The organism is Enterobacter sp. SCRI0065, from assembly GCF_059766475.1.
Window position 1 is genome coordinate 19,744 of sequence record NZ_JCBAJB010000012.1, and the last position, 19,328, is coordinate 39,071.

General features: G+C 54.6%; 19 protein-coding genes. 5 read left to right on the forward strand and 14 right to left on the reverse strand.

The annotated features are described in order from the left end of the window. Window positions 1-2: 2 nt before the first annotated feature. On the reverse strand, window positions 3-2,264 hold the full coding sequence (metE, locus tag AC6EMZ_RS21130) for a 5-methyltetrahydropteroyltriglutamate--homocysteine S-methyltransferase (RefSeq protein WP_498404802.1): 2,262 nt from the start codon (window positions 2,262-2,264) through the stop codon (window positions 3-5). Window positions 2,265-2,380: 116 nt separating this feature from the next. Between metE and metR the strand changes: the two genes are divergently transcribed. After that, window positions 2,381-3,334: an HTH-type transcriptional regulator MetR gene (gene metR, locus AC6EMZ_RS21135; protein ID WP_498404803.1), complete on the forward strand. Its 954-nt coding sequence runs from the start codon at window positions 2,381-2,383 to the stop codon at window positions 3,332-3,334. On the opposite strand, the gene AC6EMZ_RS21140 is transcribed toward metR, so the two are convergent. The 3 genes from AC6EMZ_RS21140 to pldB all read right to left on the reverse strand — a co-directional run bounded on the left by AC6EMZ_RS21140 (window position 3,222) and on the right by pldB (window position 6,032). After that, window positions 3,222-4,121: a carboxylate/amino acid/amine transporter gene (locus tag AC6EMZ_RS21140; protein ID WP_498404804.1), complete on the reverse strand. Its 900-nt coding sequence runs from the start codon at window positions 4,119-4,121 to the stop codon at window positions 3,222-3,224. The genes metR and AC6EMZ_RS21140 overlap by 113 nt on opposite strands. Before the next feature lie 92 nt (window positions 4,122-4,213). Beyond that, a complete protein-coding gene (gene yigL, locus AC6EMZ_RS21145; RefSeq protein WP_498404805.1) occupies window positions 4,214-5,014 on the reverse strand; it encodes a sugar/pyridoxal phosphate phosphatase YigL in 801 nt (266 codons plus the stop codon). A 25-nt stretch (window positions 5,015-5,039) separates the two neighbouring features. Further along, the gene (gene pldB, locus AC6EMZ_RS21150; RefSeq protein WP_498404806.1) at window positions 5,040-6,032 is read right to left on the reverse strand and encodes a lysophospholipase L2; all 993 of its coding nucleotides are present in this window, start codon (window positions 6,030-6,032) and stop codon (window positions 5,040-5,042) included. A 109-nt stretch (window positions 6,033-6,141) separates the two neighbouring features. Between pldB and rhtB the strand changes: the two genes are divergently transcribed. Further along, window positions 6,142-6,762, forward strand: coding sequence for a homoserine/homoserine lactone efflux protein (gene rhtB / locus AC6EMZ_RS21155; protein ID WP_498404808.1), 621 nt, complete (start codon window positions 6,142-6,144; stop codon window positions 6,760-6,762). Here the strand turns inward: rhtB and rhtC are convergent. Together rhtC and recQ are read right to left on the reverse strand one after the other, a co-directional pair. Next, complete coding sequence (rhtC, locus tag AC6EMZ_RS21160; protein ID WP_498404810.1) at window positions 6,759-7,379, reverse strand: threonine export protein RhtC; 621 nt, start codon at window positions 7,377-7,379, stop codon at window positions 6,759-6,761. The two genes, rhtB and rhtC, sit on opposite strands and share 4 nt — an antisense overlap. Before the next feature lie 61 nt (window positions 7,380-7,440). Beyond that, window positions 7,441-9,270, reverse strand: a complete 1,830-nt coding sequence (gene recQ / locus AC6EMZ_RS21165; RefSeq protein WP_498404811.1) for an ATP-dependent DNA helicase RecQ — start codon at window positions 9,268-9,270, stop codon at window positions 7,441-7,443. Between the two features lie 294 nt (window positions 9,271-9,564). On the opposite strand from recQ, the gene AC6EMZ_RS21170 reads away from it, so the two are divergent. Further along, window positions 9,565-10,083, forward strand: a complete 519-nt coding sequence (locus AC6EMZ_RS21170) for a DUF3828 domain-containing protein (RefSeq protein ID WP_498404812.1) — start codon at window positions 9,565-9,567, stop codon at window positions 10,081-10,083. 47 nt (window positions 10,084-10,130) lie between these two features. On the opposite strand, the gene pldA is transcribed toward AC6EMZ_RS21170, so the two are convergent. Next, window positions 10,131-11,000, reverse strand: a complete 870-nt coding sequence (gene pldA / locus AC6EMZ_RS21175) for a phospholipase A (RefSeq protein WP_498404814.1) — start codon at window positions 10,998-11,000, stop codon at window positions 10,131-10,133. A 160-nt stretch (window positions 11,001-11,160) separates the two neighbouring features. Between pldA and yigI the strand changes: the two genes are divergently transcribed. After that, complete coding sequence (gene yigI, locus AC6EMZ_RS21180) at window positions 11,161-11,628, forward strand: acyl-CoA thioesterase YigI (RefSeq protein ID WP_498404815.1); 468 nt, start codon at window positions 11,161-11,163, stop codon at window positions 11,626-11,628. A 51-nt stretch (window positions 11,629-11,679) separates the two neighbouring features. Beyond that, on the forward strand, window positions 11,680-12,576 hold the full coding sequence (rarD, locus tag AC6EMZ_RS21185; protein WP_498404817.1) for an EamA family transporter RarD: 897 nt from the start codon (window positions 11,680-11,682) through the stop codon (window positions 12,574-12,576). Between the two features lie 35 nt (window positions 12,577-12,611). On the opposite strand, the gene corA is transcribed toward rarD, so the two are convergent. From corA to dapF, 7 genes are all read right to left on the reverse strand, one after another. Next, complete coding sequence (gene corA / locus AC6EMZ_RS21190) at window positions 12,612-13,562, reverse strand: magnesium/cobalt transporter CorA (protein WP_498404818.1); 951 nt, start codon at window positions 13,560-13,562, stop codon at window positions 12,612-12,614. 148 nt (window positions 13,563-13,710) lie between these two features. Then, the gene (ysgD, locus tag AC6EMZ_RS21195) at window positions 13,711-13,956 is read right to left on the reverse strand and encodes a YsgD/CorL family protein (protein ID WP_498404819.1); all 246 of its coding nucleotides are present in this window, start codon (window positions 13,954-13,956) and stop codon (window positions 13,711-13,713) included. Continuing rightward, the gene (gene uvrD, locus AC6EMZ_RS21200; RefSeq protein WP_498404820.1) at window positions 13,917-16,079 is read right to left on the reverse strand and encodes a DNA helicase II; all 2,163 of its coding nucleotides are present in this window, start codon (window positions 16,077-16,079) and stop codon (window positions 13,917-13,919) included. Before uvrD ends, ysgD begins: the two co-directional genes overlap by 40 nt. 77 nt (window positions 16,080-16,156) lie before the next feature. Then, window positions 16,157-16,873, reverse strand: coding sequence for a 5-amino-6-(5-phospho-D-ribitylamino)uracil phosphatase YigB (gene yigB / locus AC6EMZ_RS21205; protein ID WP_498404821.1), 717 nt, complete (start codon window positions 16,871-16,873; stop codon window positions 16,157-16,159). Next, window positions 16,873-17,775 (reverse strand): tyrosine recombinase XerC, encoded by a 903-nt coding sequence (xerC, locus tag AC6EMZ_RS21210; RefSeq protein WP_498404822.1) that lies wholly within the window; start codon window positions 17,773-17,775, stop codon window positions 16,873-16,875. The genes yigB and xerC overlap by 1 nt, the downstream gene beginning before the upstream one ends. Beyond that, window positions 17,772-18,479: a DUF484 domain-containing protein gene (locus AC6EMZ_RS21215; RefSeq protein ID WP_498404823.1), complete on the reverse strand. Its 708-nt coding sequence runs from the start codon at window positions 18,477-18,479 to the stop codon at window positions 17,772-17,774. The genes xerC and AC6EMZ_RS21215 overlap by 4 nt, the downstream gene beginning before the upstream one ends. Continuing rightward, window positions 18,476-19,300 carry a diaminopimelate epimerase gene (gene dapF / locus AC6EMZ_RS21220; protein WP_498404858.1) on the reverse strand — a complete coding sequence of 275 codons (825 nt, stop codon included), beginning with the start codon at window positions 19,298-19,300 and terminating at the stop codon, window positions 18,476-18,478. The genes AC6EMZ_RS21215 and dapF overlap by 4 nt, the downstream gene beginning before the upstream one ends. Window positions 19,301-19,328: the final 28 nt, after the last annotated feature.

Consider the following 19,328-nt stretch of genomic DNA (forward strand, 5'->3'; position numbering starts at 1 on the left):
GACTAAGCCTGACGCAGATTCTGCGCGGCTTTCACCATGTTTGCCAACGCGGCGCGAGTCTCAGGCCAGCCGCGGGTTTTAAGGCCACAGTCCGGGTTCACCCACAGGCGTTCTGCCGGGATGCGCTGAGCGGCTTTCGCCAGAAGCGCTTCAATCCATTCCACGCTCGGAACGTTCGGGGAGTGAATGTCGTACACGCCCGGACCGATTTCGTTCGGATAGTCGAACTCTTCAAACGACTCCAGCAGCTCCATGTCTGAACGCGAGGTCTCGATGGTGATGACGTCCGCATCCAGCGCCGCAATCGAATCCATGATGTCGTTAAATTCGCAGTAACACATGTGGGTATGAATCTGGGTGTCGTTCTTTGCTACTGCGGCGTTGATGCGGAAGGCCTCTACGCCCCACTGCAAGTAAGCATCCCAGTCGCTTCGACGCAGCGGCAGGCCTTCGCGCAGGGCCGGTTCGTCAATCTGGATAATGCCGATGCCTGCGGCTTCCAGATCTGCCACTTCGTCCCGCAACGCCAGCGCAATTTGCTTTGCAATGGTTTCGCGAGTCACGTCTTCACGCGGGAAGGACCAGCACAAAATCGTCACCGGGCCGGTCAGCATGCCTTTAACCGGTTTGTCGGTCAGAGACTGTGCGTACTTCGCCCACTCCACGGTGATCGCTTCCGGGCGGCTAACGTCGCCAATTACTACCGGCGGTTTCACGCAGCGGGAACCGTAGCTCTGTACCCAGCCGTTCTGGGTAAAGACGAAACCGTCTAAGTGCTCACCAAAATATTCCACCATGTCATTACGTTCGGCTTCACCGTGGACCAGCACGTCCAGACCTAAGCGCTCCTGCTCAACAATCGCCTGCTTGATGTGCTCGGCGATGCCAGTGCGATAGTTGTTGGCATCAAGGTTGCCCTTTTTGAAGTCCAGACGCAGGCCGCGAATTTCGGTGGTCTGCGGGAAAGAACCGATCGTGGTCGTCGGCCATGCTGGCAGATTAAAGCGAGCGCGCTGCGCTTCGGCACGCACTTCATAGGCATTTTCACGCTGGCTGTCTTTCGCAGTAATGCCCGCCAGACGTTTTTCCACCGCTGCATTGTGTACGCGAGTCGAATGACGACGCGCCTGAATCGGGGTGCTCCATTCAATCAACTTTTCCGTATCGCCACTGTTCAGGGCATCACGCAGCAGGGCCAGCTCTTCACATTTTTGCAAAGCAAAGGCAAACCAGCTTTTCACTTCCGCATCCAGACGGGTTTCCACGCTCAAATCGATCGGGCTGTGCAACAGGGAGCAAGAAGAGGCGACCCATAATTCACGTTTGCCGACGATAGCTTTAATCTGTGCGTATTTCTCGGTGAGATCGGCACGCCAGACGTTACGACCGTTGATCAGGCCCGCAGAGAGCAACCAGTCGGACGGCAGGCGCTCGTTCAGCTCGGCGACATCATCTTTGCCGTGAACCAGGTCAACGTGCAGACCCTGCACCGGCAACGTGGTGATGGTATCAAGATTCGGCGTGACGCCTTCAAAATAGGTGGTCAGCAACAGCTTAACCTGGCCTTGCAGTGCGTCATAAGCCGGTTTGAAGGCATCCAGCCATTCCTGCGGCAGCTCAAGCACCAGCGCAGGTTCGTCGATCTGTACCCATTCGATACCGCGTTTTGCCAGCTCAGCCAGCACCTGCTGATATACGGGGAGGATATCGTTGAGCAAGCTCAGACGGTCGAACGGTTCACCCTTCACTTTACCCAGCCACAGATACGTTACCGGCCCCAGCAGCACAGGTTTGATGTTATGACCCAGCGCCAGCGCTTCGTCCACTTCATCCAGAATCTGCGTCCAGGTCAGCTTGAACTGCTGCCCTTTTACAAACTCCGGCACCATGTAGTGATAGTTGGTGTTAAACCATTTGGTCATTTCCGCTGCGGCCGCTGGCTCACCGGTTGGCGCGCGACCACGGCCCAGACGGAACAGGGTATCGATATCGACCGATCCATCGCTGTTCTGATGACGAGCCGGCACGTTACCAAGCAGCAGGCTCGTGGTCAGAACATGGTCGTACCAGGCGAAATCGCCCACTGGCAGCAGATCGATTCCTGCCTGCTTCTGCTGATCCCAGTGGCGAGCACGCAGCTCGCGGCCAACGGCCAGCAGATCTTCACGGGTAGAATTGCCCGCCCAGTAGCTTTCTTGTGCTTTTTTCAGCTCGCGGCGCAAGCCAACGCGAGGGAAACCGAGAGTGTGATTGCGAATTGTCATGGTGTGTCCCCTGTGAATTTTTGGTATTTAGACGTCCAGATGTTTACACATCCATAATTGACAGTTACTGTATATTCCTCAAGCGCAAAATGTTCATGGCGAAGTGAAGGACTTTCATGATCGAGATAAAACACCTGAAAACGCTACAAGCGTTGCGGAACTGCGGTTCTCTCGCGGCGGCTGCGGCCACGCTGCATCAGACCCAATCCGCCCTTTCTCACCAGTTCAGCGATCTGGAACAACGCCTTGGCTTTCGTCTGTTCGTGCGTAAGAGCCAGCCGCTGCGCTTTACGCCGCAGGGTGAAGTGCTGCTTCAACTGGCAAATCAGGTGCTGCCGCAAATCGCCACCGCACTACAGGCCTGCAATGAGCCACAGCAGACTAAGCTGCGCATCGCGATTGAGTGTCACAGCTGTATTCAGTGGCTGACGCCCGCACTGGAGAATTTTCGCCAAAGCTGGCCGCAGGTGGAGATGGATTTTAAATCGGGCGTGACCTTTGATCCGCAGCCGTCGCTTCAGCAAGGCGAGCTGGACCTGGTGTTGACCTCCGATATTCTGCCTCGCAGCGGCCTGCATTATTCGCCGATGTTTGATTACGAAGTGCGCCTGGTGCTGGCTCCGGATCACCCACTAGCGGCCAAAACGCGCGTTACGCCGGAAGACTTGGCGACCGAAACGCTGCTGATTTATCCGGTGCAGCGCAGTCGTCTGGATATCTGGCGTCACTTCCTGCAACCGGCGGGCATTAGCCCCAATTTGAAGAGCGTGGATAACACACTGCTGCTGATCCAGATGGTGGCCGCGAGAATGGGTATCGCCGCGCTGCCGCATTGGGTGGTCGAGAGTTTTGAGCGCCAGGGTCTGGTGGTGACTAAAACCCTGGGCGAGGGATTATGGAGCCGACTGTACGCTGCCGTGCGCGATGGCGAGCAGCGTCAGCCGATTACGGAGGCGTTTATTCGCTCAGCGCGGAACCACGCTTGCGATCATTTGCCGTTTGTTCGGAGCGCGGAGCGACCCAACGGCGATGCACCCACAGCGAAGCCAGGATTACCGTTCCCCCAATAATAAAGCTCGGCCAGTGCGGTTGCTGCTGCCAGATAGCAAGGTTAACCAGCAGGCCAGCGGGCACATGAACGTTATTCATAATGCCCAGCGTCCCGGCGTCTACCTGCGTAGCGCCGTAGTTCCACATAAAGTAACCCAGTCCAGACGCGACCACGCCTAACCAAATCAGCACGCTCCACTGTACCGTGGTGGTTGGCAGCTTTTGCGGATTGCCGAGCATAAACCACGCCGCCACCGCGACAATAGCCGCGCCCATATAGAACCAGGCAAAAGCGTTATGCTGCGGCATCGGACGCGTTTCCATCAGGCGCTTGTAGCCGACCATACCGATGGCAAAACTTATGTTGGCAAGCTGGACAAACATCAGACCGGTCCAGAAGTGATCGCTCACTTTGTCGTAGCGAATGATCGCCGCACCCGCCACCGCCAGAAGCGCACTCAGCAGATAGCCCCAGCGCAAGCGGCGCTTGCTCAGCAGGTCGTAAATCAGCGTGATATAGAGTGGCGTCAACACCGTGAACAGCAGGAATTCCGATACCGACAGGTAGATATACGCCCGGAAGCTGAACAGATACATGATACCGAGCTGCAACGCGCCCACCAGCATGTACAGCAGAATGGTTTTGAGCGTTTGCCCACGCGTGCGCAGGAACGGCAGGAAGACCAGCGCCGCAAGCCCTACCCGCATCAGTACGGAGAAATAACTATCGACGTGCCCGGCAAGGTATTCACCGATCAGGCTGAATGAGAAGGCCCACAGAATAGTGGTGATAATGAGTAGCGCCACAATGCTTGTCTCTCAGAAAGAAGGATAGGCATTGTAGCGGACTATTCAGTTGACAACTGACCAATAATCAACCAGTCGTGACGTTGTGAGAATTATTCAAGGAACAGCTTACGCAGATAGTTCGGCACGGCGTTATCGCCGTTAGTGCCAATCACTTCTAGCTCAGGGTGCAAATCTTTCAAACGCTGGTGCGCGTTTTCCATGATGCAGCCTTTGCCCGCCATGGAGAGCATCTCAGCATCGTTCATGCCATCGCCAAACGCGATGCAGTCTTTCAGTTCAAAGCCCATACGCTTCGCAACCGCTTCCAGCGCGTGGCCTTTGGATACGCCGCCCGCCATCACTTCCAGACAGGTCAGAGTGGAGAAGCTGACGTTCACCCGATCGCCCCAGCGCGCATTAATCGCCTGCTCCAGCGGCAGCAGATCTTCGTGCTTTTCGCAGGTGAAGAACACTTTGCTGATCCCTTCCGGCTCCAGCAGGCCTGGTTCATACAGCGTGTAGTTGAATACCGCTTCTTTGAAGAAACGCATTTCATCCGGGCGATGGCGGTTCATAAACCAGTCATCGTTGCGATACACGTTGGTGACGATATCCGGGTTGCTATGCACCACGCCGAACAGATCGGCGGCGATGTCGCGGTCCAGGTTATGAGTGAAGATCAGATTGCCATCGGTATCGTGCACGCGCGCACCGTTGGAGGTGATCATATAGGCTTTGATTTCCAGGTTATCGCGAATCTGCCCCACGTCCACGTGGTGGCGGCCCGTCGCGAAAACAAAGTTCACACCGCGGGCAGTCAGGAGTTTTAAGGTCTCTTTCGCGAAAGGCGACAGGGTGTGGTCGGGGGAAAGCAACGTGCCATCTAAGTCAGATGCAACAACCTGGTACATAGGGGAATTTAACCTCAATAGAAAATCAGTTATGCCTGTCGAAAAATTCAACAATGGCGTTGAGCGCGACTGAGCGCATGGCGTCCTTTTCAAAAAGGATCTCATGGTACGCACCGTTTATGACCAGCGGTTTATTCCCTTCACAAGGGTGTCCGGCGGCGGCGCGCAGTTCGCAGAAGCGTTCATGCATGCGGTTGTCCACCACACGCTCCTCTTCCGCCTGAATCAATAATGTCGGCGTAGCATCATCGCTAACCCCTGCCAGCGCGGATTCGCCCGCGAGTATGCCTTCGCGCACCCAATGGTAAGTTGGGCCACCGACGCGTAAGCGCGGTTCATCGGCGTAAAAGCGCAGGTTGCGGCGATAACGCTGCCGGCTGTGGGTCAACACGTTGAGGGCAAACGGCAATGCCCGCCAGCGTCCCGTTCCCATGGCGTAGCCTTCACGAATGCGCTGATGGCCCTCAGCCCAGTCGAGAATATGGCGCACCATCCAGTCGGGAAATCGCATGACGATGCCAAACATCGGTGCGGTCAATGCAATCGCATCACACTGATGCGGATGACGTTGTAAAAACAGCGTCGCAATCGCGCCGCCCATCGAGTGCGCGAGGATATAGCGTTTACGCCACGGGCCCGGCTGCACTTCCTGCTGCCAGAACGCGGCGAGATCGTCGACGTAATCGCTGAAGTTGTCCACATGACCGCGATGCGAATCCGACAATAATCGCCCGGAACGCCCCTGCCCACGGTGATCGATGATCAACACATCAAAACCAAGATGGAACAGATCGTACGCCAGTTCAGCGTACTTGACGTAACTCTCAATGCGACCCGGACAAACCACGATCACCCGATCGTTTTTTTTATCCCGAAAACGCACAAAGCGTACCGGAACATTGTCCACGCCTGCGATCTCGGCTTCTTCGCGCTGACGCCAGAAATCGGTCAGCGGCCCCATGGAGAAAGCAGCAAATGCGTTCTCGCGTGTTTCCCAGTCCTTTTTCTGCTGAAACATTGGGTTTCTGCCCCTGTAAGCCACGGAATATCGTTTTTTTGTGAAGCATCACAAAATGACTCAACAATAGCGTATTGTGGCATAAAAATAGACGATTCGGGAGTTTCAAATGACCTTAGAGTGGTGGTTCGCTTACCTGCTGACATCCATCATCCTGAGCCTTTCACCAGGCTCGGGCGCGATCAATACCATGACCACCTCCATCAACCACGGCTATCGTGGGGCAGTGGCGTCCATCGCCGGTTTGCAGACCGGGCTGGGCATTCATATCGTGCTGGTTGGCATTGGTCTGGGGACGTTGTTCTCGCGTTCGGTAATGGCATTTGAAGTGCTGAAGTGGGCCGGTGCGGCCTATCTGATTTGGCTGGGGATCCAGCAGTGGCGCGCGGCGGGGTCGATTGATTTGAACACCCTCGCTCAGACGCAAACGCGCGGGCGTCTCTTTAAGCGCGCGGTGTTCGTGAACCTGACCAACCCGAAAAGTATCGTCTTTCTTGCCGCCCTGTTCCCGCAGTTTATCGTCCCTCATCAGCCGCAGGTGATGCAGTACGTCGTGCTCGGCGCGACGACGATTATTGTCGATATTATTGTGATGATTGGTTACGCGACGCTGGCGCAGCGGATTACGGGCTGGATCAAAGGGCCTAAGCAAATGAAGGCCCTGAATAAGATCTTTGGTTCGCTGTTTATGCTGGTGGGTGCGCTGCTTGCGTCAGCGCGTCATGCTTAGCGAGAGATGATGAGGTGAATACCGAAGCCGGCGAACAGTGCGCCGGCAAAGCCGTCGATCCACTTCGCCATACGCTGATAACCACGACGCATCGCAGGCATGGCAAACAGACTTGCCACCACGGTAAACCACGCAAAGGTTTCCACGACGATCAGCAGGAAAATACCCCAGCGCGCACCCGCGCCGACGTCATCGCCCACGAATAACGAAAAGACGGAACCAAAGTAAATAATCGCTTTTGGGTTGGCGAGATTCGTGAGTAAACCTTTCAAAAAGCTGCGCCCGCCCGTCGCGAGTTCAACCTTCGGCTCTTCCGGTGCTTTTTGTTCTTTCTTCAACGCCCCGCGCAGCATCTGGTAGCCCATCCAGCACAGGTATAAACCACCGCCGACCATGATGATGTTATGCAGCCAGGCCATTTTTGCGAGGATCAAGTTCAGGCCAAGCAGTGCAACCGCAGCCCAGACCATTACGCCCATAGTAATCCCGAGCACACCCATCATCGCCTCTTTGCGGGAACGGCTGACAGCCGTCTGCGAGACGAAGAAGAAATCTGGGCCAGGGCTCATCAGCGCAACGATATGCACCAACGCCACGGTGAGAAATAGCATTACCATAATTTACTCGCGGGGAAAGAGTTTTGTGAGTCATCATCCTGGCACTTTTCAGCCGGTCTGACTACTCCTCATCATCACCGTCAGCATGCGAACGGATTAACGCCATAAACTCTTTACCAAAACGCTCCAGCTTACGCGTACCGACGCCGTTGACGCTGAGCATTTCACCAGCACTCAGTGGCATCTGCTCGGCCATTTCAATCAGCGTCGCGTCGTTAAAGACCACATAAGGCGGGATATTCTCTTCATCGGCGATGGCTTTACGCAGCTTACGCAGTTTGGCAAACAGCTTACGGTCATAGTTACCGCCGTAGGATTTCTGCATCACACGCGGCTTAAGCGCGATCACGCGTGGCACAGCAAGTTTCAGTTCGATATCACCGCGCAGTACCGGACGTGCGGCTTCGGTAAGCTGGAGCGCAGAGTGCTGTGCAATATTTTGTGTGGCAAATCCGAGGTGGATGAGCTGGCGAATAATGCTGACCCAGTGTTCATGGCTTTGTTCTTTGCCAATGCCGTAAACCGGCAGCTTATCGTGGCCCATCTCGCGGATACGCTGGTTATTTGCGCCACGCAGCACTTCCACCACGTAGCCCATCCCAAAGCGCTGGTTGGTGCGCCCGATAGTGGAAAGCGCCTTACGCGCATCCATCAGACCGTCGTATTGCTTTGGCGGGTCGAGACAGATATCGCAGTTGCCGCACGACTCCTGACGCCCTTCACCAAAATAGTTTAGCAGCACCAGGCGGCGGCAGGTTTGCGCTTCGGCAAATGCGCCCATCGCGTTGAGCTTGTGACGTTCGATATCCAGGAGCGGCCCTTGCGGCTTCTCTTCGAGACAGCGACGTAGCCACGCCATATCCGCTGGATCGTAAAACAGCCTTGCTTCGGCAGGCAGGCCATCGCGCCCGGCACGACCGGTTTCCTGATAGTAGGACTCGATATTACGCGGGATGTCGAAGTGCACCACAAAGCGCACGTTGGGTTTATTGATGCCCATCCCGAACGCCACGGTAGCGACAACGATTTGCAGATCGTCACGCTGGAATTTTTCCTGCACGTCGGCGCGGATATGGTTTTCTAACCCAGCATGATAGGCCGCCGCGCTAAAGCCGCGATTTTGCAGACGTGCGGCGGTGTCTTCCACCTTCGCACGGCTGTTGCAGTAGATGATACCGGACTTGCCGCGCTGCTCCTGCACGTAGCGCAGAAGCTGGTCCAGCGGCTTGAATTTTTCCATCAGCATATAGCGAATGTTAGGGCGATCGAAGCTGCTGACCTGGATAAACGGATCGTTAAGTCCTAACAGGCGGACGATGTCCTGACGCGTGGTGTCGTCTGCTGTCGCCGTGAGCGCCATAAATGGCAGGGCCGGGAAACGCTGACGAAGCTGGCCGAGCGCGGCATATTCAGGGCGGAAGTCGTGTCCCCACTGAGAGATGCAGTGCGCTTCATCCACTGCCAGCAGTACCGGATTCCAGTGCGCTAAATGCTCAAGGAAGTTGTCCAGCATCAGACGTTCCGGCGCGATATACAGCAGGCGGATCTGCCCGTTACGGCATCCTGCCATGACGTCTTGCTGCTGTTCGCGGGTTTGAGTCGAGTTGATACAGGCAGCGGCTACGCCATTCGCCAGTAGCTGGTCCACCTGATCCTTCATCAGTGAGATGAGGGGGGATACCACCACCGTCAAGCCGTTCAGCACCAGCGCGGGAACCTGATAGCACAGTGATTTCCCACCGCCCGTCGGCATCACCACCAGACAATCGCGGCCTTCCAGCACGGTTTCAATGATGGTTTCCTGGCCAGGACGGAATTGCTGATAGCCGAAGGTTTCCTGCAAAACCTGCTTAGCCAGCGATTCCTGATTCATTACTTCCGCCTGCGCCACGTTAACCCCATTTGCCTGAAATAAAACATTGAACGAACAAAAAATCAGCCCGAAGGTTGAGCATGATAAACGCTAACAAGAAGAAATTCGACTCAGTTCTCTTCGGCGGTATAAATTTGCGATCCTGTTAGAGCAAATTACATCGTCAACTATACCCCTGCCTTTTTAGATCATAACGGCATTTAGCAATCACATGTAACGCAATGATTTATTTGATTTTATTATAGCATTAATTGCATAACTACTTTTTGCACAATGAGCGTCTATTTAGCAGTTAAACCTAAGGAAAAGATAATGCTCAAAGGATTGTTACTCGCCTTGATTACCTTGATGTTGCCCGCCTGCAGCGAGCCAAAAAACCAATCTCCAGAAAGTGTCGTTCAGGCTTTTTATCAGCAATATCTTCGGGCCTTTGCGGATTTTGACCCCGTAAATGCTGAGCACTCCCCAATGGCTGATAACTCACCGTTGATCGGAAAATACATTGCCGCCGATACAGCGGCGCGAATTGCCGATCTTCACCAAATTTATGAACAGGGCATTCTGGACTCTGACTATTTCACATACTGCCAGGATTACGCCCCTGAATGGGTCGCTGCGTTAAAGGTTGGCAAAGCATCCCCGCAAGCTGATAGCGTCTCCGTACCCGTCAGTATTGGTATTGAAGAGGGAAAATATTTACAACTGATGGTCTATCTCAAACACGAAGGGAATGGTTGGAAAATATACAGAGTCAAAAATAAAACCGACAATTATGAGCAAAATATTTTTGATGATGACGCCATTAAGCAAGCGAGAGCTCATACCAGGTAAGTCATCGTTAAAAACAATCGGGCGCTGTTGCAGCGCCCGAGACGGACTTAGAAAATATCGTTCAACATCACGCCCACGCCTACGCGCGTCTGGTTGAAGTTATAGTCGATAAGCGACTCACCGTAACCGCTATACACTTGAGTATAGAGGCGGACATGCTTAGTGACAGGATAGCTTAAGCCCATTTCCGCGCCGCCGTAGCCAGTGTTCCAGTTATACTGCCCTTTCACGCTCAACACCGCGTCACCCAACTGATAACCCACTTTCAGCTGGTAATAACCCATGTATTTGGTGATATCCGGATTATCGTCGGTGTCACCAATGACGTACCACGGTTTCACTTCAGCCATCCAGTTGCCGTTTTGCGTCATCAGACGGGTGTAAAGTCGGTTCCAGCTGCGGGATGTCGGATCGGAGCGGCCGTTCGAGTCATGGTTGTAGCCCATTTCAACGTCGCGCAGGGTCCAGCCAGCAAACTCATAATCGGTCGCGAAACCTAGGAACAGCTGAGGTTCGTAGTTAGTTTCACGGAACGGGGACGATTCTTCCTTGTTGGACAGTTGCCACCAGGATTTCTGCGTGTAAGACGCGCCCAAAACCGAGTTGGGTCCCAAAATACCGCGCCACAGCGGGAAGGCCAGGCTGAGCTGGAACTTTACTTCATCCTTGCGCGCGTTATCAGACCAGTTGTAAGAACTTATCGCCTCTTTGTTCAGGTCGTTGGTTTGGGTGTAAATCACATAGTTCGTGTCATACGGATAAAGCGTGAACGGATTATCATGCTCCAAAAGCATGTTAGCGATAATACTGCCGTGAACGGCGGGCTTATCATGTACTTCTTTGACTGTCGCTTCCTGCGCAAATGCCGTGAAGGGCAGCGCAACCGCCGCCAGTAACCAACCCAGATACGTCCGCATCGGTGGTGCTCTCCTGCGAAATAAGAATAATGTGAATAGTTATGTGGAACGTATTCTACCTATTTCTTGATTCACGTCTCCTCCTCGTTTCTGAAAGTGGTAATCCTTTTGCTTGAAGCATAAAATCAACAATTATTTAACAACAAGGATGCAATTTTTCATGTCAGCTACGCTTACCGCGGAAGAAGCTTTAAAACTGGTCGGAGAGATCTTTGTTTACCATATGCCGTTTAACCGGGCGCTGGGACTGGAGCTGGAGCGTTACGAAAAGGGGTTCGCTCAGATGAGCTTTAACAATCAACCGATGATGGTGGGCAACTGGGCGCAAAGTATCCTCCATGGCGGCGTGATTGCCTCAGCGCTGGACGTTGCGGCCGGGCTGGTCTGCGTGGGCAGCACTTTGACGCGCCACGACACCATTAATGAAGATGAGTTACGTCAGCGCCTGTCCCGTATGGGCACCATTGATTTGCGCGTCGACTATCTGCGTCCTGGCCGGGGCAACCGCTTTACCGCCACCAGCAGCCTGCTACGCGCGGGCAACAAGGTCGCCGTCGCCCGCGTCGAATTACATAACGAGGAACAGGTTTACATCGCCAGCGCAACCGCCACTTATATGGTGGGTTGAGACGCTAAAATCGGGTAAAATTAGCTCACTTTTTTGTAACGGATTATCCAGATGGATGCTAAACAGACGCGGCAGGGCGTTTTACTCGCCCTTGCCGCTTATTTTATTTGGGGCATTGCACCCGCCTACTTCAAGCTGATTTACTACGTTCCGGCTGATGAAATTCTCACCCACCGCGTCATCTGGTCATTCTTCTTTATGGTCGCGCTGATGAGCGTGAGCCGCCAGTGGTCAGGCGTGAAGACGCTGCTGAAAACACCGAAAAAGGTCTTCCTGCTTGCCCTGTCTGCGGTACTGATCGGGGGAAACTGGCTGCTGTTCATTTGGGCCGTGAATAACAACCACATGCTTGAAGCCAGCCTCGGTTATTTTATTAACCCGCTGGTAAATATTGTTTTGGGAATGCTGTTCCTCGGCGAACGCTTCCGCCGTATGCAATGGGTGGCCGTACTTCTGGCGCTTTGCGGGGTACTGGTGCAACTCTGGACCTTTGGTTCCCTTCCTGTCATTGCGCTGGGACTGGCATTTAGCTTCGCGTTCTACGGTCTGGTGCGTAAGAAAATTGCCGTAGAAGCGCAGACCGGAATGCTGTTCGAGACCCTGTGGTTGCTCCCGTTGGCAGCAATCTATCTGTTTGGCATTGCCGACAGCAGCACCAGCCATATGGGTAGCAACCCCATGTCGCTGAACCTGATGCTGATCGCTGCGGGTGTCGTTACCACGATCCCGTTGCTGTGCTTTACCGGCGCGGCAACGCGCTTGCGCCTTTCCACACTGGGCTTCTTCCAGTACATCGGCCCAACGCTGATGTTCCTGCTGGCGGTGACGTTCTATGGTGAAGTGCCAGGTGCCGATAAGATGGTAACGTTCGCGTTTATCTGGGTCGCGCTGGCAATATTTGTCGCGGATGCCATTTATACCCAGCGTCGCGTGAAGAAAGGACTGTAGGTCTTTGCCCTCTCCGCCCGGAGAGGGCCTGTTACTCACAGCCAGTTACGGCGCTTGAAGTACAGATACGGTGCCAGCCCGGCCAACAGCATAAAGATAATCGCCCCCGGATAGCCAAAGCTCCACGTCAGTTCTGGCATAAACTCAAAGTTCATCCCATAGCTTGATGCCACAAGCGTTGGCGGCAGGAACACCACGGAGACCACTGAGAAGATCTTGATGATGCGGTTCTGCTCGATGTTGATAAAGCCCATCGCCGCCTGCATCAAGAAGTTAACCTTCTGGAACAGGGATTCGTTGTGCGGCAGAAGAGATTCGATATCGCGCAGGATCTCACGCGCCTGCTCCAGCTGACCACCCGGTAAACGTGCCTTACGCACCAGGAAGTTTAACGCGCGCTGGGTATCCATCAGACACAAACGCACCTTCCAGCCGATATCTTCCTGCTCCGCCAGCGTGGAGAGCGCTTCGTCGTATTCATCGCCCTGATGGCCTTCCATGATGACACGGCTCAGCTTTTCCAGATCGCTATAGATGTTTTCGATTTCATCCGCCAGCTGTTCGATTTTGGTTTCGAAGAGATCGAGCAGCAGCTCGTAGGCATTGCCGTCCACCATCGCCTGACTACGGGCGCGCATACGGTAGAGACGAAAAGCGGGCAATTCGCGCTCACGTAAGGTGAACAGACGACCATCACGAATGGTAAAGGCGACGGTGGAGTTACCGGCGTGATCTTCCGCATCTTCAAAAAAGAAAAAGGAGTGAATATGCAAACCGTCTTCATCTTCAAAAAAACGCGCGGATGCTTCGATATCTTCCAGTTCAGGACGAGTTGCCAGGCTTTGTCCGAGTTCAGATTGCACGCGAAGGCGTTCATCGTCGTCCGGCTCGACCAGATCCACCCATACGGCGTCAATGAGGGGCTGTGACTCTTCAGCTTCAAGCCGAATCAGTCGGTTATTTTCCAGTTGAAATGCGCTCAACATGACCGGGACTCCCAATGCAAAAAATATCGGACAGTTCGGTGGGCACACAGAAACAATAAGGGTTTCAGACCATTAAAAAGCCTGACTCAGCGCGACGGGAATTATTGTCGCTGACAACCACTAAGGCCATCAGCAGGAGGAGATAGCCTTAGGAGTTGTTCCTGGATGACAGGGAATTGAGCCAGTATTTACTGGGTGTGTCCAAGGCGAATGTCCTCTTAGCGTAATCGTGCGCGCATGTTACGCCAGCATGAATACTGGCGTCAACACGCAGGGGAACGCTGGAGAGCAATAAATCGCCTTCCGTTAATAAGGCTAGCAGATTATGACAAAATAATGATATTTTTCTGAAAGTTACACATTTTCCAGACGAGCATAAGCGGCCACCAGCCATTTAATACCCTGCCCCTGGAACGCGACCTGCAGGCGGCTGTGCTCCCCACTCCCTTCCAGATTCACTATGGTGCCTTCACCAAATTTTGAATGGCGCACACGCTGACCCAGCTTGTAGCCGGTGTCGTTCTCAGAAATCGGGGTGCCCATTCGCTGATGGTTCACCGGACGGCTGATACTGGCTCGCAGGCGCACTTCTTCTACGCATGCTTCTGGCAATTCGCCAATAAAGCGCGACGGACGGTGATAGACCTCTTTGCCGTACAGACGGCGGGTTTCGGCGTAGGTCAACGTCAGCTTTTGCATTGCACGCGTCACGCCCACATACGCCAGGCGACGTTCTTCTTCCAGCCGCCCGCCTTCATCCAGCGACATCTGGCTCGGGAACATGCCCTCTTCCATCCCCACGATAAATACCTGCGGGAACTCAAGGCCTTTGGCCGAGTGCAACGTCATCAGCTGTACCGCATCCTGCCACGTATCCGCCTGCCCTTCGCCCGCTTCAAGCGCAGCGTGGGACAAGAACGCCTGCAGCGGCATCAAATCTTCATCTTCTTCGTTGTAGCTGAACTGGCGCGTTGCCGTGACCAGTTCCTCTAAGTTCTCAATACGCGTCTGGCCTTTTTCGCCTTTCTCCTGCTCGTACATCATGCGCAGGCCCGAATCCTTCACGACACGGTCGGTTTGCACATGCAGCGGCATATCGGCCGTCTCCTGCGCCAATGCATCAATCAGTTCGAGGAAGCGCTGTAATGCACTCGCCGCGCGCCCGGCTAACGCCTTTTCCTGCAACAACTCACGACAGGCCTTCCACAGCGTCAGTTGACGTTCACGGGCGGCCTGACGGACAACGTCCAGCGTACGGTCGCCGATTCCACGCGTAGGCGTGTTGACCACGCGCTCAAACGCCGCATCGTCATTACGATTGGCGATCAGGCGTAAATACGAAAGCGCATCTTTGATTTCCTGACGTTCGAAGAAGCGCATGCCGCCATAAATGCGATACGGCATACTGACCTGCAACAGCGCCTCTTCCAGCACACGCGACTGGGCGTTGCTGCGATAGAGGATGGCGCATTTTTCCAACGCACCGCCGTTGTCTTGCCAGGTTTTGATCCGGTTTACCACGAAACGCGCTTCATCCAATTCGTTGAACGCGCAGTAGATAGAAATCGGTTCGCCGTCGACGCCGTCGGTCCACAGTTTTTTGCCCAGACGCCCGTTGTTATTCTCAATCAGAGCGTTGGCCGCGCTCAGAATATTATTGGTTGAACGGTAGTTCTGCTCCAGACGAATGGTTTCTGCGCCGGGGAAGTCCTTGAGGAAACGCTGGATGTTTTCTACCTGCGCGCCGCGCCAACCGTAAATGGACTGGTCATCATCGCCGACGATCATGACCTTGCCGGTATCACCTGCCAGCATACGGATCCACGCGTACTGGATATTGTTGGTATCCTGGAATTCATCCACCAGAATGTTGGTGAAGCGTTCGCGGTAATGCTGAAGAATATGCGGTTTGTTGAGCCACAGCTCATGCGCGCGCAGCAGCAGCTCGGCGAAATCCACCAGCCCGGCGCGATCGCAGGCTTCCTGATAGGCCTGATAGACCTTCTGCCAGGTTTGCTCAACAGGGTTGCCAAAGCTCTGGATATGGTGCGGTCGCAGCCCTTCGTCTTTCTGGCCATTGATGTACCACATCGCCTGACGCGGCGGCCATTGCTTCTCGTCCAGATTCATCGCTTTGATCAGACGCTTCAGCAAACGCAGCTGGTCTTCGCTGTCGAGGATTTGGAAATCTTGCGGGAGATTGGCATCCATATGGTGCGCACGTAACAGCCGGTGCGCCAGACCATGGAAAGTACCAACCCACATGCCGCCCTGGTTTGACCCCATCAGCTGTGCGATACGGTGGCGCATCTCCGCTGCCGCTTTGTTGGTGAACGTGACCGCCATAATCGAGTACGGCGAGCAGTTTTCTACGCTCTGTAGCCACGCGATACGGTGTACCAGCACACGCGTCTTACCACTGCCCGCCCCAGCCAGCACCAGCATATTGGTACGCGTCGCGGCAACCGCTTCACGTTGTTTGTCATTAAGGCTGTCGAGCAGGTAAGAAACGTCCATTGGCACCGCCAGAAGTCATCTGCCCGGCGGCGTTTGCCAGCCGGACATACTGTTGATTTATACAATACTGCTGGTGATTATATCAGCGTGGTGAGGGATGCCAACCGCGAAATTTCTACGTGCGGCAATAGGCGGCTATCGAAGGTCTGCATGAGATCGGCATTTTCAGGCTTAATCCAACAGGCCTGCATGCCACAGCGGATCGCACCGGCAACGTCGGTGGTCAGGTCATCGCCCACATGCAGGATGTGGCCCAACGGCAAATCGAGTTTTTCTGCAGCAAGGTAGTACATATCGTTAAACGGCTTGGAGCGCCCGTGCGGACCTGCGCGGAGTACAAACTGGAAATAGTCGCCAAGCCCGAACAGTTCCGGCTGCGCGTTACCGTTGGTGATCGCCACCAGCGGCCATTTCTCGGCAAGCTTCGCCAGCGTGTCGTGCGTTTCTTGCGGCACGTCAATACGGCTACGCCATTTGGCAAAGTTGGCCATCGAGGCTTCGGCGCCCCGCGCGGCGTCTTGCGCACTCAGGCCCGCATTGCGCATTGCCTGCTCAACGGCACGGCGTCGCCACTCGGTGACATCGTGATAAATCTCCGGCTCGGTTTCACGCAGTGCCTGACGCAAGCGCTGAAAGTCTTTGTTTTGCAATGCTTTTAACGATGGATGATAGTTTTGCACAAACGACAGCGATTCTTTCTCGGTACGCAAGATCACCTGTCGGTTGTCATAGAGCGTGTCATCAAGATCAAAGGTAAGAGCAGAAATCTGACCTAAAGGGCGGTAAAAACGCATTATTTCCCCCGTTTGGCGCGTGGATGCGCCGAGTCATACACCGAGGCGAGGTGTTGGAAATCGAGATGGGTATAGATTTGGGTGGTCGATAAATTGGCATGACCCAGCAGTTCTTGCACACCGCGCAGATCGCCGCTGGATTCGAGCATATGGGTGGCAAAGGAGTGACGCAGCTTGTGCGGATGGACGTGGCTATTCAGCCCCTGCTTGATGCCCCACTCGGCGAAACGCTTTTGCACGTTACGCGCGGAGATACGTTTACCGAGCTTAGAGAGAAACAGCGCGTTTTCTTCCGCACCAAATAGTCCGCGTAAATCGAGCCAGTGTTCAATCCAGCTCACCGCATTGCGGCCTATCGGCAAACGGCGCTCTTTGCTGCCCTTGCCCATTACCCAGACTTCACCCGTATCCAGGTCGAGATGTTTAAGATCCAGATTAACCAGCTCAGAAAGACGTAAACCCGCGCCGTACATCACTTCCAGCATGGCACGATCGCGGACCGCCAGCGGATCGTTGAGATCGATATTCAGGAGGCGATTCACATCATCAACGTCAATGTTTTTGGGTAAATGACGTGGGGCTTTAGGAGTCGAAATACCTTTTGCCGGATTGGCCTTTAACTCGCCCTGGCTCACCAGCCAGTCAAAGAAACTGCGCAAGGCAGAAAGCCGCAGCGCCAGACTCGCGGGACCTAATCCTTTGCGCCGACTCCGCACGACAAATGAACGAACGGTCGCTGCATCGCAGAGAGGCCAGCTTTTGAGGCCCGTTTCTTCGGCAATCTGCATGATGGCATCAAGCTGACGCTGATAGTTAAGCAGCGTTATCGGGCTGAGTTGGCGCTCCACGCCTAAATAGCGCAGAAACCGGGTGACGTACGGCGCAAGCTCTGAATCGGTCATACGCGCTCAATCCAGCGCTCCAGCAGCTCTGGCAGCATTAGGGCAATCTCTTGCAGCAGATGCGTACCCTGGCCTTGCTCGTAATGATGCGCGTCACGACTGGTAAATATCATCACGCCCAGATCGCCTTCGCGTCCCATCAACGACATCGCAACCGACCCTATCGCTTTGGCTTCGGGCAGAACTAACAGCAGCTCCGGACCGTTGAGCGGGCCGAGATAGTGATTTTCATGCCCCAGACGCTGAATACGCAGCTGTTCAAAGGCCTGACGGTTTAGCGCCAGATGGGTGAATCCAGACGGCGCACCAATGCGCCAGCGGTCGGGAAACAGCCGAATTGTCGCGCCAGCCAGACCCAGCTCACGCGCCCAACGATGAAAGCGGCTGAGAAACTCTTCCAGGCTGTGCGCCGAGGCCAACCTCGCCTGCAAATTAAGCAGACGATAGAACAGGCTTTCGTTGCTGCTGGCCTGTTCCGCAAGCAGCGTCATATTCTCTTCAAGCTGGTCGATGTGCTTACGCGATCGCGCCATGTGCCATTCCACCAGTGATACGGTTTCACGGACTGGATGCGGCACGCGCATCTGTTCGACGATGCGTGCATTGCGGATAAAAAACTCAGGATTGTGCAGCAGATAATCAACGACAGCCCGATCATCCAGTTCCGTCAAAGGTTCCTGCAGTTCTTCCCCTGGTTGCTTCATAGATGGATAAACCCGTCATAGACATGTGCCGCCGGGCCACTCATAAACAGCGGATGTCCCGGACCTTTCCAGGCGATATCAAGACGACCGCCCGGTAATTCCACACGAACCTCTTCTGCCAGTAGCCCCTGAGAAATACCGACAGCCACAGCAGCACAGGCACCGCTGCCACAGGCTCGCGTTTCGCCAGCGCCGCGCTCATAGACGCGCAGGCGAATATGTTCACGTTTCATCACCTGCATGAAACCGATGTTGGCCCGCTCCGGAAAACGATCGTGGCTCTCCATCATCGGACCCACCGTTTCTACCGCGGCCACATCAACATCATCCACCTGAATCACACAGTGCGGATTGCCCATAGAGACGACGCCGCACAATATTGTCTGCTCGGAAGCCCGCATGATATAGGTCTTTTCCGCTTTGATGGCGCGGAACGGGACGGCGGATGGCTCGAAATTAGGCTCGCCCATATTCACCCGCACCAGCTCGTCTTCAGTAACGGTTAACACCATGCGGCCATTCGCCGTACTGACCCGAATGTCACGCTTGTTGGTCAACCCTTTCAGCCGTACAAAGCGGGCGAAACAGCGCGCGCCGTTGCCACACTGTGACACTTCGCTGCCGTCAGCGTTGAAAATGCGGTAATGAAAATCGAGATCCGGATCGTAAGGCGGTTCGACGACCAGAAGCTGGTCAAAGCCAACGCCCAGATGTCGATCCGCAAGACGGCGAATCAGCTCCGGGGAAAAAAAGACATTCTGCGTTACCGCGTCGACGACCATAAAATCGTTGCCAAGGCCATGCATTTTAGAGAACTGCATCATCTACTCCACTGCGCGGGTACAGAAC

Bases quoted from the DNA above. Each gene is read 5' to 3' on its own strand.
- metE (WP_498404802.1), bottom strand. From the start codon at position 2,264: ATGACAATTCGCAATCACACTCTCGGTTTCCCTCGCGTTGGCTTGCGC.
- metR (WP_498404803.1), top strand. From the start codon at position 2,381: ATGATCGAGATAAAACACCTGAAAACGCTACAAGCGTTGCGGAACTGC.
- yigL (WP_498404805.1), bottom strand. From the start codon at position 5,014: ATGTACCAGGTTGTTGCATCTGACTTAGATGGCACGTTGCTTTCCCCC.
- pldB (WP_498404806.1), bottom strand. From the start codon at position 6,032: ATGTTTCAGCAGAAAAAGGACTGGGAAACACGCGAGAACGCATTTGCT.
- rhtB (WP_498404808.1), top strand. From the start codon at position 6,142: ATGACCTTAGAGTGGTGGTTCGCTTACCTGCTGACATCCATCATCCTG.
- rhtC (WP_498404810.1), bottom strand. From the start codon at position 7,379: ATGGTAATGCTATTTCTCACCGTGGCGTTGGTGCATATCGTTGCGCTG.
- AC6EMZ_RS21170 (WP_498404812.1), top strand. From the start codon at position 9,565: ATGCTCAAAGGATTGTTACTCGCCTTGATTACCTTGATGTTGCCCGCC.
- pldA (WP_498404814.1), bottom strand. From the start codon at position 11,000: ATGCGGACGTATCTGGGTTGGTTACTGGCGGCGGTTGCGCTGCCCTTC.
- yigI (WP_498404815.1), top strand. From the start codon at position 11,161: ATGTCAGCTACGCTTACCGCGGAAGAAGCTTTAAAACTGGTCGGAGAG.
- rarD (WP_498404817.1), top strand. From the start codon at position 11,680: ATGGATGCTAAACAGACGCGGCAGGGCGTTTTACTCGCCCTTGCCGCT.
- corA (WP_498404818.1), bottom strand. From the start codon at position 13,562: ATGTTGAGCGCATTTCAACTGGAAAATAACCGACTGATTCGGCTTGAA.
- ysgD (WP_498404819.1), bottom strand. From the start codon at position 13,956: ATGGCTGGTGGCCGCTTATGCTCGTCTGGAAAATGTGTAACTTTCAGA.
- uvrD (WP_498404820.1), bottom strand. From the start codon at position 16,079: ATGGACGTTTCTTACCTGCTCGACAGCCTTAATGACAAACAACGTGAA.
- yigB (WP_498404821.1), bottom strand. From the start codon at position 16,873: ATGCGTTTTTACCGCCCTTTAGGTCAGATTTCTGCTCTTACCTTTGAT.
- xerC (WP_498404822.1), bottom strand. From the start codon at position 17,775: ATGACCGATTCAGAGCTTGCGCCGTACGTCACCCGGTTTCTGCGCTAT.
- AC6EMZ_RS21215 (WP_498404823.1), bottom strand. From the start codon at position 18,479: ATGAAGCAACCAGGGGAAGAACTGCAGGAACCTTTGACGGAACTGGAT.
- dapF (WP_498404858.1), bottom strand. From the start codon at position 19,300: ATGCAGTTCTCTAAAATGCATGGCCTTGGCAACGATTTTATGGTCGTC.